The following is a 17,580-nucleotide window of genomic DNA, read 5'->3' on the forward strand; positions in this document are numbered from 1 at the left end:
GGGCTTGTTCTAACCCACTTGTCCGAAGAATAGTCTGGAACTAGGCGAAAGCATGTTCAGACGTTCCCGGTAAAGGGGGTTTTTTCATGAAGAAGATTTCACAGGTTACTGTTCGAAAGAGGCTTTATGTCGTACTGGTAGTGGCAGTTATCGCCTTCGCATGTTTAGTAATTAGGTTAGGATATGTGCAGCTCTTGATCGGCGAAGACATTACGAAGAGAGCCGAGGATTCATGGAGACGCGATATTCCATTCCAAGCTAAGCGGGGCGAGGTTCTGGATCGGAACGGGGTGCGACTTGCTTATAACATCAGCTCTCCGACAATCTATGCGATTCCGGTGCAGATCAAAGACAAGCGTGGGACAGCCCAGAAGCTGTCTGGACTGCTAGGCATGTCTGAGGAAAGCTTGTTTAAGCTCATCTCCAAGGTTGTATCCAATGTAGAGCTTAAGCCTGGCGGAAGGAAATTGACGCTTGAGAAAGCTCAGGACATCCGCAGCTTGAATTTGCCCGGCATAGTGGTGTCGGAAGACAACAAGAGGTATTATCCGTTCGGGAGTCTAGCTTCGCATGTACTAGGCTTTACGGGTAGCTACAATCAAGGATTGACAGGCTTGGAGCTGAAATACGATGAGAGATTAACGGGCTTGAAGGGCAACGTATCCTCTCTAACGGATGCCGCTGGTCGCAAGATGCCACAGTCTTCTGATCTGTTTGTGCCGCCTCAGGACGGCTTGTCCTTGAAGCTGACGATTGATCAGAAGATTCAATCGATCCTGGAGCGTGAGCTTGATCAAGCCATGCTGCAGCACCAAGCCAATAGCGCACTTGCCATCGCTATGAATCCAAACACCGGAGAAATTTATGCCATGGGCAGCAGGCCAACCTTTGAACCAGACAAGTATCAGGAAGTGCCTGTCGAGGTGTATAATCGCAATTTACCGATATGGATGACCTATGAGCCAGGTTCTACCTTTAAGATCATTACGCTGGCTGCAGCTTTACAGGAAGGTAAGGTCGATCTGGAGCATGAGCGTTTTTACGACCCAGGATACATAGATGTCGCAGGAGCAAAGCTGCGGTGCTGGAAGAAGAGCGGGCATGGCAGCCAGACCTTTCTTGAAGTCGTCGAAAATTCTTGTAACCCAGGGTTCGTAACATTAGGACAACGATTGGGGAAGGAAAAGCTATTTTCTTATATTTATGATTTCGGATTTGGTAAGAAAACAGGCATTGATCTGAAGGGTGAAGAGAACGGAATTATGTTTAAGCCTAAGCAGGTTGGGCCTGTTGAGCTTGCGACAACCGCATTCGGTCAAGGTGTATCGGTTACGCCGATCCAGCAAATTACGGCAGTCTCAGCAGCTATAAACGGCGGGAAGCTATATAAGCCCTTTGTTTCGAAGTCTTGGATACAGCCAGAAACCGGAATGATACTAGAGGAAACGCAGCCCGAGCTTGTTAGACAAGTGATCTCGCCAGAGACGTCGAAGAAGGTGCGAGAGGCGTTGGAGAAGGTCGTCGCGCAAGGGACGGGGGCAAAAGCTTTTCTGGATGGGTATCGGGTAGGGGGTAAAACGGGTACAGCGCAGAAGGTCATCAATGGCCGGTACTCCAAGGATGAGCATATTGTATCCTTCATCGGCTTCGCTCCAGCGGACGATCCCCAATTAATCGTGTACGTAGCAGTTGATAACCCACAGGGCATTCAATTTGGTGGGGTCGTAGCTGCGCCGATCGTACACAATATTATGGCGGATGCGCTGCCCTATTTAGGAGTTAAGCCACGAACGGATCAAGTGGAGAAAAAATATAAAATAAGCAGCGGTGAGCCTAAAATCGTTACTGTACCGAATATCGTAGGCAAGACGGTTTCTGATCTGTATGAGGACATGAATTCGAATTTCCAACTAGCAACATCTGGAAGTGGGAATACGGTCATTCGGCAGGCTCCCGCAGCAGGGGCAAGGGTTGATCAGGGTTCTGTTATTCGTATCTATCTAGGAGCAGCGGACTAAAAATGGATTTTCCCCTTGAATGATTAGGAGTCATTGGAACATAATGAGTGTACATTGTACATCTGGTCATCAGGAGGCCGAGTTTTTATGAAATTAAATGTATTGTCACAACAGCTTCTCCTTGCACGCATCATCGGCGATTCATCTGTAACCGTGCAAAGCATGGAAATTGATTCACGTAAAGTGAAGAAGGGTTGTTTATTCTTTTGTTTGCCCGGGCATACGGTAGATGGGCATGACTATGCAGCCCAAGCCATTGAGAGCGGTGCAGTCGCGCTCGTTACATCTCGTGAGCTACCGATATCCGCGACGCAGCTCGTGGTGCCGGATACAAGGCTAGCGCTTGCGATGCTAGCGGATTTCTTCTATGGAAGACCGTCCCACGCGCTGCGCCCGATCGGAATAACGGGCACGAATGGTAAAACAACGACGGCCTATTTAATTGAGCAAATTTGGTCGGATGCCGGAGTGTCGGCGGGAGTCATAGGCACGATTGAGACTCGTTTCGGAGGCCAAAGCCTTCCGATGTCGGGAACGACTCCAGATGTTCTTGAGCTTGAACAAATTATGCATGCTATGGTGGACGCGGGGACTGAGCGCTGTGTGATGGAGGTGTCCTCCCATGCTTTGGAGCAGGGACGGGTTAAGGGGTGTAGCTTCCGTACGGCTGTATTCACAAATTTGACGCAGGATCACCTCGACTATCATGGTACTATGGAAGCTTATGAAGCGGCCAAGGGTTTATTTTTCTCAAGGCTGGGTAACTCTTACTCTGACAATGCTGAGGAGCGTACCTTCGTGGTGCTGAATAGCGATGATGAAGCTTCTGCTAGGTTCGCTAAGCTGACCGCTTCTGAAGTGCTGACCTATGGGATCGAGAAGGATGCGCACCTGAAAGCCTCGGATGTGACGATTACTGCTGGAGGTACCTCCTTTACGCTAGATTCCTTTCGTGGGAATCGGAAGATTAACTTAAAGCTTGTTGGTAAATTCAATGTTTATAATGCGCTAGCGGCTCTGGGGGCGGCATTGTGCGATGGGATTGACTTGGATGATGCCATACGTAGCCTAGAAACGATCGTTGGTGTACCGGGACGCGTAGAGCCTGTCAACGAGGGTCAGCCTTACGCGGTTATCGTAGACTATGCCCACACCCCTGATGGCCTGGAAAATGTTCTGAACACGGTCAATGAGCTGGCGACGGGTAATGTCATTTGCGTATTCGGTTGCGGTGGAGATCGCGATACGAAGAAGCGTCCGATCATGGGGCGAATTGCAGCAGAGCGGGCAAATAAAATTATCGTGACCAGTGACAATCCGCGCTCGGAAGATCCTCTCTTGATATTGCGAGATATCGAAGTCGGTCTGAAGGATGCAGGGGTAACTGAGGATCGCTATGAGCTGGAGCCGAATAGGCGCGCTGCAATTGAAAAAGCGGTTGAAATGGCAAGCCCCGGCGATGTAGTATTGATTGCGGGGAAAGGTCATGAAACCTATCAAATTATCGGTGGGGTTACGCATGATTTTGATGACCGCCTCGTAGCTAAAGAAGCGATAAGGAGTCGAATCAAGTGATGCAAGCAAATGTTCGTGAAGTGGTCGAATGGAGCGGTGCGGAAGGAACGCACGGGCTCGCCGACGAAGATGGGCTTTTATTGTCCGGAGTATCGACCGATACGCGAAACATAACGTCTGGTCAGCTGTTCGTACCTCTACGGGGTGAACGGTTCGACGGACATGATTATATTCAAACTGCGAAGGATGCGGGCGCTGCTGCGACATTATGGGACAGCAGCGTTCCGTTACCGGACATCGATCTTCCATTCATTCTTGTTACAAATACGGAAGTCGCCTTGCAGGCTCTCTCGGCAGGCTATTTAAAGAACAAGCTAACTGCGAAAGTCGTCGCGATCACCGGGAGTAACGGAAAGACGACGACTAAGGATATGATTTTCTCTGTGCTGTCCACGACGTATCGTGTACATAAAACAGAAGGGAATTACAATAATCATATCGGGCTGCCGCTAACGATATTAAGTGCTCCTAAGGATACGGAAGTGCTCGTTCTTGAGATGGGGATGAGCGGAAAAGGTGAGATTGCTCTTTTGACCACATTAGCGAAGCCCGACATTGCCGTTATTACGAATATCGGTGAGGCACATTTGCTTCAGCTTGGGACGCGTAGGAATATCGCCAGAGCAAAGCTCGAAATTACGGATGGGTTGAAGTCGGGTGGGGCGCTTGTTTATTATGGCGATGAACCCCTAATCGCTGAGCAGTTGGCTGCGACAGGGTTAGACAAACAGTTCGAAATCGTTACTTTTGGTGAACAACCGGATTGTGACTGGATCGCTCGCTACATTAGGGTAAACGCAGATCGAACACAATTTACCGTAATGGGCACAGGCAACACCGAAATCCAAGTTGAACTGCCGATAGCGGGTAGGCATAATGCCATTAATGCCCTTGCAGCTGTGGCGGTCGGACACCAGTTTAATTTAAGCTTCGAGGTGATCTGCGAAGGGTTGAAATTCACGAAGCTGACAGGTATGCGTATTGAGCAAAGTAAAGCGAACAATGGAGCTATCATTTTCAATGATGCTTACAATGCTAGCCCATCATCTGTTAAGGCGGCTATCAATCTTGTTGCTGAGCTGTCAGGTTATCGTCGTAAATGGATCGTTCTTGGAGATATGCTTGAGCTCGGCGAGGATGAGATTGCACTACATGGGGAAATTGGTCGATACCTAGATGACACCAAGGTGGATAACGTCCTTATATACGGTTCCTTATCGAATGAAACTTATCAAGAAGCAAAGATGAATTTTCCAGATGGTTGTGTTCAGCACTTCGATGATAAAGCAGCATTAGCACATTATTTGCTTGCTCAATTGGCTTCGGAAGATTTAGTTCTTGTTAAAGCATCTAGAGGGATGCGATTAGAAGAGCTTGTAACGATATTGCAGAAAGGAGTCAGGGGGTGACGGAATGGACTATACATCAATTTTCTGGACGCTAGGCGTATCCTTTGTACTTTCAGTTCTTTTCGGCCCGTTGTTCATTCCCCTTCTGCGTAGGCTTAAATTCGGTCAGCAGGTACGGACGGATGGACCTGAGTCTCATCTTAAGAAAACTGGCACGCCAACGATGGGCGGAATTATTATTTTGGCCGCGTTGCTGCTCTCTTTTATGAAATTTGCCGATCAAGGATTGGAATATTGGGCTCTACTTACTGCTTGTCTTGGTTTTGGACTTGTTGGGTTTTTGGATGATTATATTAAAATTGTTTTCAAACGTTCGCTTGGGCTAACTGCAAAGCAGAAATTGTTTGGGCAGCTCTTGTTTTCCGCTATTTTTTGTTTTATTTTATACCAAATGGACCATAGTACAATTGTAGGCGTGCCAGGTACGGATTGGTCTGTCGATTTAGGATGGGCTTACTACTTACTCGTCGTGATTATGTTCCTTGGCTCGACGAATGCTGTTAATTTTACCGATGGGCTCGATGGGCTGTTATCAGGGACAAGCGCTTTGGCATTTGGTGCGTTTGCCATCATTGCATTGGAAGCAACGCAGCCACAGTCGGCCGTATTTAGCGCAGCTGTTGTTGGTGCAGTACTCGGTTTTCTTGTCTACAATGCTCATCCAGCAAAAATATTTATGGGAGACACGGGCTCGCTCGGTCTCGGTGGTGGGATAGCTGCTGTTGCGATTCTTACGAAAACAGAGCTGCTTCTTGTCGTTATCGGCGGTGTATTCGTACTTGAAATGTTATCCGTAATCATCCAGGTAGCTTCGTTTAAGCTACGAGGCAAGCGGGTATTCAAGATGAGTCCGATTCATCATCACTTTGAACTTTCAGGCTGGTCGGAGTGGAGAGTGGTTACGACTTTCTGGTTCGTTGGTTTGCTCCTTGCCGGAGCGGGTTTATTGTTGTATAAGGTAGGCTAAAGCGAGTTAAAGGGGCTATTACGAGATGATGCAACTTACATCCTACCGGGGACGACATGTCGTCGTTCTTGGTTTGGCAAGAAGCGGCGTTGCCGCTGCTAAACTGTTTCACAGTGTCGGAGCGGACGTAATCGTCAACGACAAAAAAGAGCGAGATCAGTGCCCTGAAGCCGATGAATTAACGGCTTTGGGCATTTCTGTTGTGTGTGGACATCATCCAGACGAGCTCGTAACGAAAAATACGGCGTTGTTAGTTAAAAACCCAGGGATCCCGTATACAGCTCCTCCAATCGTCGCAGCGCAGTTACTTGGCGTTGAGGTCGTAAGTGAGGTGGAAGTTGCGGGACACCTTTCTCCGGCTCCTCTGGTGGGTATTACGGGCTCTAATGGAAAGACGACTACGACGACGTTGACAGGTGTGCTGCTTGAAGCAGCAGGGCTTAAACCGCTTATTGCGGGCAACATTGGCCGGCCTCTCAGCGAAGCGGCTCTTGAAGTCGCTGCAGATGGCTGGCTTGTTGCAGAACTTAGCAGCTTCCAGTTGAAAGGGACGTCCGAATTCCGTCCACGTATCGCGTGCTTACTTAACGTGGCGGAGACGCATTTGGATTATCATGGCTCCATGGAGGATTATGTCAATTCAAAGGCGAAATTATTTGCTAATCAAACCTTAGATGATGTAGCTATTTACAATAAGGATGACGAAACATGCTGTCGATTGGCCGAGCAGTTTAAGGGACGGTTATTTCCTTTCTCCGTTACGCGAAAATTATCAGAAGGTGTCATGGTAGATCCTCCATATCCTACCGTTAAACCCGGTGATAACGAGGTTGAGCTGGAGAGATGGATTGTACACCGGGGCCAGGATGGCTTGGAGCAACGTATTATTCGCGTCGATGAGCTAGGCATTCCTGGTCGTCATAATACCGCGAACGCTCTAGCAGCAATAGCGATTGCCCTAGTTGCCGGTGCAGAGCCGGAGTCGCTTGTGGAGCCGTTGCGGGATTTCCGCGGCGTTGAGCATCGTTTGGAATTTGTCGGAACGTTCAACGGAGTGAAATTTTACAACGATTCTAAGGCTACGAATGCGATGGCGACAACGATGTCGATTTTATCTTTGCCGTCCCCGCTTATTCTCATCGCTGGAGGATTGGATCGAGGTTCTGATTACATGGAGCTGCTGCCTGTTTTTCGCGATAGACTCAAGGGCTTGACGGCAATCGGTGAAACAAGGGAGAAGATTGGACGCGTAGCGGCTCTATCTGGTTTAACAAGCGTGAAAATCGTCGAACCTGAAGAGGACGCCGAGTTAACGCTTCGCCGAGCCGTAGAGGAAGCAGCCGCCATGGCTGAGCCAGGAGACATCGTTCTTCTGTCGCCCGCATGTGCAAGCTGGGACATGTTCCCATCCTATGAGGTCAGGGGTCGCATTTTTAAACAATCGGCGCATACGTTGTAGAAGGGGGCATGTCCCCACTTTTGCAAACCGCGAGGTGTCCGGTTCATGGCCAAAACTCGTTCCGTTCCTGATGTGTGGATGATCGCTGCTACTCTTGGCATTCTGGCCATAGGTGTAGTGATGGTGTATAGCGCTAGCGCTGTCGCTGCTTTTCATGATTATGGGGATTCGTATTACTATGTAAAAAGACAATTGCTGTTTGCTGTACTCGGAATAGCCTCCATGTTCGTAACGATGAATGTGGAATATACGTTTTGGCGCAAGTGGGCTGTACCGGCGCTACTTATCTGCTTTGGAATGCTAATCATTGTGCTAGTTCCGGGGCTTGGGGTCGTGCGTGGCGGGGCTCGAAGCTGGTTAGGGATCGGCTCATTTGGTGTTCAGCCTTCAGAATTCATGAAGCTGGCCATGATTTTATTTTTGGCTAAGATGCTATCAGAGCGGCAAAATCAGATTACTCAATTGACCAAGGGATTACTTCCGCCGCTCGGAATTATGGGAGCGGCATTTGCACTTATTATGCTGCAGCCGGATCTGGGGACAGGGACGGTTATGATTGGAGCCTCATTGCTCGCTATCTACGTTGCCGGAGCTAGGCTTACTCATCTAGGTGGCTTAGCGATGATAGGCGTGGTAGGATTAATAGGGCTCATAGCAGCAGCACCCTATCGACTACAGCGAATAACAGCCTTTCTTGATCCATGGCAAGATCCGCAAGGAGCGGGCTACCAATCGATTCAGTCTCTTTATGCGATTGGCCCAGGTGGTCTTGTTGGTCTAGGACTAGGGATGAGCCGTCAAAAATATAATTATTTGCCGGAGCCACAAACGGATTTTATTTTTTCGATTATTGCCGAGGAACTCGGATTTATTGGTGGCTCCTTGTTGATTCTATTATTTTTACTTCTCATATGGCGTGGAATGAGAACGGCTATAACGTTATCGGATCCCTTTGGCAGCTTGCTCGCTACAGGGATTGTCGGTATTTTCGCTGTTCAAGTATTGATCAATATTGGGGTTGTTATCGGCTTACTGCCTATTACAGGTGTTACGCTGCCACTCGTTAGCTACGGGGGCTCCTCATTGACCTTATTACTGACGGCGCTTGGCATTTTACTTAATTTATCCCGATATTCGAGGTGACGTTCATGCGAGTCGTATTAACCGGAGGCGGTACGGGGGGACACATCTACCCCGCATTGGCCATTGGTCGCGAAGTATCGGAAAGACAACCAGGATCGTCTATACTATACATCGGAACGAGCCGTGGAATGGAAAGTCGGATCGTACCGGAGCAAGGAATTGCGTTCGAAGATGTTACGATTACCGGATTCCGTCGTTCCCTGTCATTGGAAAACGTGAAGACAGTTGTTCGTTTCGTGCAAGGAGTGCGTCGTTCCAAGCAGTTACTTAGAAAATTTAAACCAGATGTTGTCGTAGGCACTGGCGGTTATGTATGCGGTCCAGTCGTTTACGCGGCTTCACGACTTGGCATTCCTACGCTTATCCATGAGCAAAATGTACTACCTGGGCTAACCAATAAATTTTTAAGCAGGTATGTGGATGGGGTAGCGGTAAGCTTTGCAGAATCTGCGGCTCATTTTAATAAATGCTCAGATGTTGTATTTGCGGGAAATCCATGTGCTACAAGGGTACTTCTCGCAGATAGAAACAAGGGTTTTGCATCATTAGGCATGAAGCCTGAAACTCCGTTCGTGCTCGTTGTGGGCGGAAGCGGGGGGGCTCGGGCGATTAATGAGGCCATTATCCAAATGGTGCCTCAGCTGCACAAAATGCCGAACGTTCATTTCGTGTTTGTTACGGGTGAAAGATTTTTTAAAGATACTAAAGAGACCATACAACGCAATCATGCGGACGTTTCAAGTCGCGTGCATGTGTATCCATACATTCATAATATGCCTGAAGTACTTGCTGCAGCGACACTCTTCATCGGACGTGCAGGGGCATCCTTTCTTGCGGAAGTTACTTCTCTGGGGATCCCCTCGATATTGATCCCATCGCCCAATGTAACGAATAATCATCAAGAGGCGAACGCGAGAAGTCTTGCGAACGTCAATGCTGCTGAGATGATTTTGGAACGGGATTTGACAGGGGATTTGCTATTCAGCCATATTCATTCGATTATGGGGGATCCCGCGAGAAGAAGCTTGATGGTTCAATCCTCGCGCGAGTTGGGCATGCCCAAGGCAGCTGCAACCATATATGATCAGATCATTCGATTACAACGAAAAACATAAATTTCTCGTCTTTCAGTAGGCTTGCTAATGGGCGTTTGTCACCACCCCCGCCCAGTCGTCATAAGATACAGCGTGATCGTGACTGCTGAACCTGAGGCAACGGTAACGACGGCAACGTGCAGCCCTGTAAGACTTGTTAGGAGGATAACGCTATGCAGCAGTTGGTCGCAGAGCTCAAGCAAGCGGGAATTGGCGATGTGCGGGTTAATGAGCCACTCACCAAACATACGACTTGGAAAATCGGCGGACCTGCGGATCTATTGATAATCCCGGGAACGGATGACGAGCTCGCAGCAGCTTTGCAGTTGTTGTTAAGCCATGGTATACCGTGGTGCCTTCTCGGTCGGGGATCTAATACCCTGGTATCCGACAAAGGGGTTCGTGGAGCTGTCATCAAGCTAGGCGACGGTTTTGACGATGCACGATTTGATGGCGAGACGGTGTCGGTAGGTGCAGCGTTTTCGTTCGTCAAGCTGTCGGTCATGTCGGGCAGAGAAGGGCTTACCGGCTTGGAGTTCGCGGGAGGAATTCCAGGAACAGTAGGCGGTGCCGTATACATGAACGCTGGTGCTCACGGTTCGGACATTTCACGCATCTTACAGTCAGCGGACATCATCTGGACAGACGGTAGTCAGTCGGTACTTGGAAAAGAAGAGATGGAGTTTTCCTATCGTCATTCAATATTGCATGAACGACAGGGGATCGTAACTCGAGCGGTTTTCCGTTTGGCGAACGGGGACCGTAAAGAGATTGCAGCGGCGATGGCCACTTACAAAGATCGTCGGCGTCGTACCCAACCTCTTCAAATGGCTTGCGCGGGTAGTGTTTTCCGCAATCCACCTAACGATCATGCGGCTAGGCTGATCGAGGCGGCTGGATTAAAGGGGCTACGTGAAGGTGCTGCCGAAGTTTCCATGTTACATGCTAACTTTATCGTTAACCACGGTGGTGCCAAGGCTGAGGACGTTCTCACCCTCATACAACGAGTTCAACGCACAATTGAACAAACCAATGGAATCTTACTAGTGCCGGAGGTTCTCTTGTTGGGTGAGCGGTAACCCGGAGGTGAAACCCTTGGACAATTTGGTGATTGAAGGCGGCTACCCGCTTTCGGGCACCATTCGTATCCACGGAGCCAAAAATGCTGCTTTGCCGATTTTGGCCGCTAGTTTACTCGCAGATGGAAAAGTGACGATTCGCAACGTTCCACGGCTGCTTGATATCGAAGTCATGCTTGATATTTTGCAGGATCTTGGGTGTAAAGCCCAACACCATGATAACGTAGTGACGGTCGATACGGCAGTTGCGACTTCCTCTCACATTCCAGAAACGTTAATGCGGAAAATGCGTTCTTCGGTATTTTTAATGGGGCCTCTTCTTGCACGCTTCGGAGAAGTGCAACTCTATCAGCCTGGAGGATGTGCCATCGGTGAAAGAAAGATTGACTTGCATTTGCGTGGTTTAGCGGCTCTTGGTGCGAATATAGAAGAGAAGGGCAGTAGAATTATCTGCTCTGCCCATCGTCTCAAAGGAGCCGAAATTAGCTTGGATTTTCCGAGTGTCGGCGCTACGGAAAACATTATGATGGCCGCTGTGTTAGCCCAAGGTCGAACGACGATTATTGGGGCAGCGCGTGAACCAGAAATACAGGATTTACAGCAATTTTTGAATCAAATGGGCGCTCAGGTTAAAGGGGCAGGCACAGATACGCTAACAATAGACGGAGTAGACTCCCTATATGGATGCGATTTTGAGGTCATCCCAGATCGGATTGTTACCGGTACAGTTATGGTTGCAGCTGCTGCTACACGGGGTGAAGTGACACTCGAGCATACGAAACCGGGGCATCTTACCTCTCTCATTCATGTCTTACGTCGGGCAGGTGTTCAAATTGAGGTTGGCGATGATATAATGAGAGTTGGCGCCTTCAAACGACCTACTGCCGTTGATCGAATTGTTACGTCACCTTATCCTGCCTTTCCTACCGATTTGCAGGCTCAAGTTATGACGTTACTAGCGTTAGCGGACGGTGTAAGCGTAATGAAGGAAACGATTTTCGAAGGCAGATTCAAGCATGTGGATGAACTTTGTCGCATGGGGGCCGATATTCGAGTCGATCTGAACAATGCTTTTATTCGTGGAGTACCTCAGCTATATGGCACGACAGTGGAGGCAACCGATCTACGAGCAGGTGCCGCGTTAGTTATCGCGGGCTTGGCGGCGCAAGGCCGTACCGTTGTAGAGCAGGTGCACCATATCGATCGTGGGTATGATCGAATCGAAGAGATGTTCCGTCAGATTGGCGGAAACATCACCCGTGAAGTACACAAGAGCAAGGTTTACAGCTAACGGTGATGGTCCCCCGCCGCAGAAGCCTTCTTCCGCTGCGGGGTTTTTTATATTAAATGGTGGACAAGGAGGGTGGATAATGAGCGAACGAATTCCCGCATTAAAGCGCGAGGAAGGAGTTCCAAGAACTCGACGCGGGAAAAAACTTTTAAGACTCGTGATCGCTCTTTTAATTATCATTCTTATCGTTTTATTTTTCCGGTCCCCCTTGTCTGAAATTTCGGAAATACGAGTGACTGGCACGGAATTTTTAAGCAAAGAGGAAGTTATACAAGCGCTGGGGGTTTCTCCTGGGGATTCTTTCTTTGTACCGAGCATTAGTAAACTCCAAAAAAGGATGAATTCTTTAAAGCCGATTCAGAGTGTTAAGATGATTAAAAATTTTCCTGGTGTTCTGCAAGTTGAAGTGAAGGAATATCCGCAAGTCGCTGTGCAACTCGCATCAGATGGTAAAGTATTTGCTGTTCTATCTAATGGCTTGACCTTGCCAATTGTTGAGGGTAACTTATTAGATAAGCCAATTCTGTCCGGATGGAAGTCAGATGATACGAATTTGATTGCTCTTTGTACTGTGTTGAATAGTCTACCTAGTTATCTTTTAGCAGACTTGTCAGAAATTCAACCTGATCCTTCCATCTCTTATCCTAACCGGATTAAGATATTCACCCGATCTAAGTTTGAAGTCGTAACAACGATAGAGAAGCTGACTGATAAAATTCCTTATCTTAGTGATATCGTGCAAAATCGGGAGCCGGGAAAGATTATTATGTTAGAAGCAGACACATATTTGCCCTATTCAGCGGAAATTGTTGAGGGTGAAAAAGAAGATACCGTTAAAGTTAAGGAAAAGGACTCTACTCAATAGGCAAAAAGAATGCTAGAATCTCAATTATGGGTGAATTAGGTTAACAATTATGTATGCCTATGTAATCCTCACTGAACAATTACTGAACAACTAAAAAAATTGTAGAAAAAAGAGGGAAAACCTCGTGGATGTGGAATAAGTAGAGGAAGCATCCCTTGTACACAGCCACTTTCATCGATCTACGGGAGGTGCCACCGGTTGAGTAATAATGACCTCATCGTCAGCCTGGACATAGGAACGTCGAAAATCCGGGTGATTATCGGGGAGATCAGCAACGGGGCCATTAACATCATTGGCGTTGGATCTGCAGATTCCGATGGAATCCGCAAAGGCGCCATTGTAGATATTGACCAAACCGTGCAATCCATCCGCAATGCTGTTGATCATGCAGAACGCATGGTAGGCATTGGAATTAGCGAGGTTTACGTCGGGATTTCGGGTAATCATATCGCTTTGCAAAGTAATCACGGAGTTGTCGCCGTTTCCAATGAAGATCGGGAAATTGGCGAAGAAGATATTGAACGTGTTTTGCAAGCGGCCAAAGTGGTTGCCTTACCACCTGAACGTGAAATCATTGGACTTGTTCCCAAGCAGTTTTTAGTTGACGGACTTGCGGATATTCAAGATCCACGCGGCATGATAGGTGTTCGACTCGAAGTCGAATGCACGATTATTACAGGAACTAAAGCAGCTGTACATAACCTAATGAGATGTGTAGAGAAAGCAGGTCTGCGTATTTCTGGTCTTATCTTGATGTCTTTGGCATCAGGTATGATGGCTTTAACCAAAGATGAGAAGCAAATGGGTACCGTTCTGGCAGATATTGGTGCTGGTTCAACGACTCTTGCTATTTTCGAGGGAGGAAGCCTCGCTGCTGTTTCAACTCTACCTATCGGCGGAGATTATGTGACAAGTGATATTTGTTACGGACTCAAAACCCAAACGGAACATGCGGAAAAAATCAAACTGAAGTACGGTTGTGCCCGTACGGATGATGCTGCTGAGGATCAGAAGTTTAAAGTGATGCGAGTCGGAAGTAATTTGGAGAAGGAATTCTCTCAATTGGATCTAGCAAACATTATTGAGCCCCGCATGCAGGAGATTTTCCAAATGATTCGCCAAGAAATTAAACGACTTGGCTATCATGAGAAAATAAACGGCTACGTGCTAACAGGCGGTTCAGTCTCTTTACCAAGCGTGCTTCCATTGGCACAGATTGAATTAGAATCCAATGTGAGAATCGCAGTGCCGGATTATATCGGCGTGAGAGATCCGTCCTTCAGCAGTGGTGTCGGCATGATTCAGTATGTAACGAAATATGTTCGAACACGCGGCGCAGTTGGAACCAAGCGTGCCCCTAAAGCGAAAGCGGCCGGAAGCACGAGTACGGCACCTAAGCCTGGCATTGTTGAATGGTTCAAGAACATGTTTAAGGAATTTATTTAAGCCGCCGCTTATTAAAGAACCATTCAAGCGAAGCAAGGAGGAGTTAATAAAATATGTTAGAGTTTGATTTTGAAATGGAACCACTTGCGAAAATCAAAGTCATTGGTGTCGGTGGCGGCGGCAGTAACGCTGTTAACCGTATGATTGAAAATGGTGTTAAAGGTGTCGAATTTATTACTGTTAACACAGATGCGCAAGCTTTGCACTTAACGAAATCTGAGCAAAAGCTACAAATCGGGGACAAGCTTACCCGTGGGCTCGGAGCAGGTGCCAACCCTGATGTGGGCAAAAAGGCAGCTGAAGAATCTCGTGAATTCATTACGAATACACTTCGTTCTGCGGATATGGTGTTCGTAACGGCGGGAATGGGCGGAGGTACTGGTACCGGTGCTGCTCCCGTTATCGCTGAGCTAGCTAAGGAATGCGGTGCTTTGACTGTTGGGGTTGTTACACGACCATTCACCTTCGAAGGTCGTAAACGCTCCGCACAAGCAGAGTTAGGCATTGAGGCCCTTAAGGAAAAAGTAGACACGCTAATCGTTATTCCTAATGACAGGTTGCTTGAGATCGTAGATAAGAAAACACCTATGATGGAAGCATTCCGAGAGGCTGATAACGTATTACGCCAAGCCGTTCAAGGGATTACCGATTTGATCGCGGTTCCGGGACTGATCAATCTAGATTTCGCGGATGTGAAGACAATTATGTCGGAACGCGGATCTGCTTTGATGGGTATCGGACAAGCAGCAGGCGAGAATCGTGCAATGGAAGCCGCACGAAAAGCGATATTGAGCCCGCTATTGGAAACTTCTATTGAAGGTGCTCGCGGTGTTATCATGAACATTACCGGCGGCTCGAACTTGTCTCTTTACGAAGTCAACGAGGCAGCTGAGATCGTTATCTCAGCGTCCGATCCGGAAGTGAACATGATTTTCGGAGCGAGCATTGATGAAAACTTGAAGGATGAGATTAAAGTTACGGTTATTGCTACTGGTTTTGAACACAAAGGCCCCACACGCCGTCCAGTGTCACCACCTGTGGTTCAAGCTCAAACCGAAACGTCATACACTAGCGAGTCACGTCAAAATCCTGGTCAAAGCTCAGCGGGCAACCTGCGTCCCTTTGGCAATCAGAACTTGTCTGGTGATCAATTAGACATTCCTGCGTTTTTGCGCAATCGTCCTCGTGGCGACAGATAGTATACAAAGTTTAATCCGTGTAGTTCCGAGCTTCGATTCCACATCTGTGGGGTCGGGGCTTTTTTTTATTTATACATAATGTACAAGCTTCATGTTTATCTATTTCTATATAACCTCCGCAAAGTTACCGCGACGTCCGATAGACGTCGAAGGTAACTTTATTTGTCGACAAAAAAAGGTTTAGTGGGTCGGCAAGATTAGACAGACACCGAATATGAAAGCGATTATACTGGGTTCATCCATCCCGGCTTACACACCGATGGTCTTGTCGGGCGACGATGGATGGGGGCTGCCTATGACTGTATATGTAGATCTAGTCTTCTTTACGAATCTTGCCGTAGATGGTGCGGTGCTTCTCACTACAGCCAAAGTACGCCATCTCCGACCATCCCGAAGTAGAGTATTTTCTGCTGCTTTTCTAGGGGCCCTATATGCCGCTTTAATGTTCTTGGCTCATATTCCTTACTTGTATTCCTTTGGAGCTAAGGTGTTAATCTCTCTGGCTATGGTGCTTCTGTCATTCGGGTACGGAGGGCCGCTGCAGCTTTTACGCAACTTTGGTGCCTTTTATGTGGTGAATTTTGCAACGCTTGGCGGAGTAATCGGAATATCCTATTTGCTACAATCCGTGGATTCACCCTTGGGTGGGATGAAATATACTGCGGACGGTGGCCTGCTCTTAGAGTGGCACATGCAATTGGGATTATTTGTTACAACGTTCCTGCTTTCCATTTGGTTATTCCGAAGTACTGAAGGAACTCGTCGAAAGCGGCAAGATCTAGAACAGTTGTTTTGGGACATTGAGATTAAAGTTGGGGACGGTAGTTGGGCTATACGTGCTCTTCTTGATACCGGGAATCGGTTGTACGAACCGTTGACACGGATCCCGGTCATGATTATGGAGGCAAGCGTTTGGAAAGAGGAGCTGCCCTTCGGCTGGTGTGATCGTTTAAAGGGTGAGTCAGCGGACCAGCTTATCTCCGAAATGGATGTTCAATGTTTAGAGGAATACACATGGGGGAATCGTTTCCGTCTCGTTCCCTACCGTGCCGTGAATGGAACTACTCGCCTAATGTTAGCTGTCAAACCAGATGTCGTTTTGTTGTCTCAAGAAGGACATCCCCCTCTTCAAGTAAACAGGGTTCTTATTGGTTTAGATGGAGGCACTATGTCATCCGAAGGAACTTACCGTGCCATTGTCCATCCGGACATGGCTCAAGCCGACCCCGTAGCGTCGGCTCCATCTCAACCAGCGTGACAGGAGGTTAGCAAAAATGTTCGTGAAAATGAAATTAAGGTCGCAATTATCGTTTTATCGCCTGTTATTCTGGTTCGGATGGAAGAACGAAGAAGTATACTACATAGGAGGAAGCGAGGCCCTACCACCGCCACTTAGCCGCGAGGAAGAAGAATACTTACTTGGACGGCTATCGACGGGAGACGCTGCAATTAGGGCCATGCTCATCGAGAGAAACTTACGGTTAGTCGTTTATATCGCTCGTAAATTCGAGAATACAGGTATTCATATTGAAGATCTTGTGTCTATCGGAGCGATTGGTCTCATTAAAGCGGTAAATACGTTTGATCCCGAAAAAAAAATAAAGCTAGCCACTTACGCTTCTCGCTGTATTGAGAACGAGATTCTTATGTACCTGCGTCGAAATAGTAAGACACGTACAGAAGTTTCATTTGATGAGCCACTAAATATCGATTGGGATGGAAATGAACTTCTGCTCTCTGATGTTCTGGGTACGGAGAACGATACGATATACCGGAACATTGAAGAACAGGTTGATCGTAAATTGTTGCATAAAGCCTTAGACAAGCTAAGCGAAAGAGAAAGGACTATAATGGAGCTGCGATTTGGGCTTGCAGACGGAGAAGAAAAAACTCAGAAGGATGTCGCCGATTTGCTTGGAATTTCCCAATCGTATATATCTAGGCTCGAAAAAAGGATTATTAAGCGATTACGTAAGGAATTTAACAAAATGGTTTAATAATTGTGAGAAAATTCGAGCAACTCTTACATTTTTCT

The 17,580-nt window shown here is 47.6% G+C and carries 14 protein-coding genes; all 14 read left to right on the plus strand.

The features are described from left to right. Positions 1-86: 86 nt before the first annotated feature. The 14 genes from M1K58_RS18115 (at position 87) to sigE (ending at position 17,542) form a co-directional block, all read left to right on the plus strand. Complete coding sequence (locus M1K58_RS18115) at positions 87-2,018, plus strand: stage V sporulation protein D (protein WP_256760240.1); 1,932 nt, start codon at positions 87-89, stop codon at positions 2,016-2,018. 87 nt (positions 2,019-2,105) lie between these two features. Beyond that, the gene (locus M1K58_RS18120) at positions 2,106-3,593 is read left to right on the plus strand and encodes a UDP-N-acetylmuramoyl-L-alanyl-D-glutamate--2,6-diaminopimelate ligase (protein ID WP_256760241.1); all 1,488 of its coding nucleotides are present in this window, start codon (positions 2,106-2,108) and stop codon (positions 3,591-3,593) included. Then, complete coding sequence (locus tag M1K58_RS18125) at positions 3,590-5,002, plus strand: UDP-N-acetylmuramoyl-tripeptide--D-alanyl-D-alanine ligase (protein ID WP_256760242.1); 1,413 nt, start codon at positions 3,590-3,592, stop codon at positions 5,000-5,002. The genes M1K58_RS18120 and M1K58_RS18125 overlap by 4 nt, the downstream gene beginning before the upstream one ends. Positions 5,003-5,006: 4 nt before the next feature. After that, on the plus strand, positions 5,007-5,969 hold the full coding sequence (gene mraY, locus M1K58_RS18130; RefSeq protein WP_256760243.1) for a phospho-N-acetylmuramoyl-pentapeptide-transferase: 963 nt from the start codon (positions 5,007-5,009) through the stop codon (positions 5,967-5,969). A gap of 25 nt (positions 5,970-5,994) precedes the next feature. Next, the gene (gene murD / locus M1K58_RS18135) at positions 5,995-7,428 is read left to right on the plus strand and encodes a UDP-N-acetylmuramoyl-L-alanine--D-glutamate ligase (RefSeq protein WP_256760244.1); all 1,434 of its coding nucleotides are present in this window, start codon (positions 5,995-5,997) and stop codon (positions 7,426-7,428) included. Between the two features lie 45 nt (positions 7,429-7,473). Further along, entirely contained in the window at positions 7,474-8,571 is a 1,098-nt protein-coding gene (gene spoVE, locus M1K58_RS18140; RefSeq protein ID WP_256760245.1) for a stage V sporulation protein E, read from the plus strand. A 5-nt stretch (positions 8,572-8,576) separates the two neighbouring features. Next, positions 8,577-9,686, plus strand: coding sequence for an undecaprenyldiphospho-muramoylpentapeptide beta-N-acetylglucosaminyltransferase (murG, locus tag M1K58_RS18145; RefSeq protein ID WP_256760246.1), 1,110 nt, complete (start codon positions 8,577-8,579; stop codon positions 9,684-9,686). A gap of 152 nt (positions 9,687-9,838) precedes the next feature. Further along, a complete protein-coding gene (gene murB / locus M1K58_RS18150) occupies positions 9,839-10,744 on the plus strand; it encodes a UDP-N-acetylmuramate dehydrogenase (protein ID WP_256760247.1) in 906 nt (301 codons plus the stop codon). 16 nt (positions 10,745-10,760) lie between these two features. Then, on the plus strand, positions 10,761-12,035 hold the full coding sequence (murA, locus tag M1K58_RS18155) for a UDP-N-acetylglucosamine 1-carboxyvinyltransferase (RefSeq protein WP_256760248.1): 1,275 nt from the start codon (positions 10,761-10,763) through the stop codon (positions 12,033-12,035). 79 nt (positions 12,036-12,114) lie between these two features. Next, positions 12,115-12,900, plus strand: a complete 786-nt coding sequence (locus M1K58_RS18160; protein ID WP_256760249.1) for a cell division protein FtsQ/DivIB — start codon at positions 12,115-12,117, stop codon at positions 12,898-12,900. A 198-nt stretch (positions 12,901-13,098) separates the two neighbouring features. Next, complete coding sequence (gene ftsA / locus M1K58_RS18165) at positions 13,099-14,346, plus strand: cell division protein FtsA (protein ID WP_256760250.1); 1,248 nt, start codon at positions 13,099-13,101, stop codon at positions 14,344-14,346. A gap of 53 nt (positions 14,347-14,399) precedes the next feature. Further along, on the plus strand, positions 14,400-15,545 hold the full coding sequence (gene ftsZ, locus M1K58_RS18170) for a cell division protein FtsZ (RefSeq protein WP_256760251.1): 1,146 nt from the start codon (positions 14,400-14,402) through the stop codon (positions 15,543-15,545). A gap of 214 nt (positions 15,546-15,759) precedes the next feature. After that, positions 15,760-16,803: a sigma-E processing peptidase SpoIIGA gene (locus M1K58_RS18175; protein ID WP_256760252.1), complete on the plus strand. Its 1,044-nt coding sequence runs from the start codon at positions 15,760-15,762 to the stop codon at positions 16,801-16,803. 16 nt (positions 16,804-16,819) lie between these two features. Next, positions 16,820-17,542, plus strand: a complete 723-nt coding sequence (gene sigE / locus M1K58_RS18180; protein ID WP_256760253.1) for an RNA polymerase sporulation sigma factor SigE — start codon at positions 16,820-16,822, stop codon at positions 17,540-17,542. Positions 17,543-17,580: the final 38 nt, after the last annotated feature.

The sequence above is a fragment of the Cohnella sp. WQ 127256 genome (assembly GCF_024519285.1).
Lineage (GTDB): Bacteria > Bacillota > Bacilli > Paenibacillales > Paenibacillaceae > Cohnella.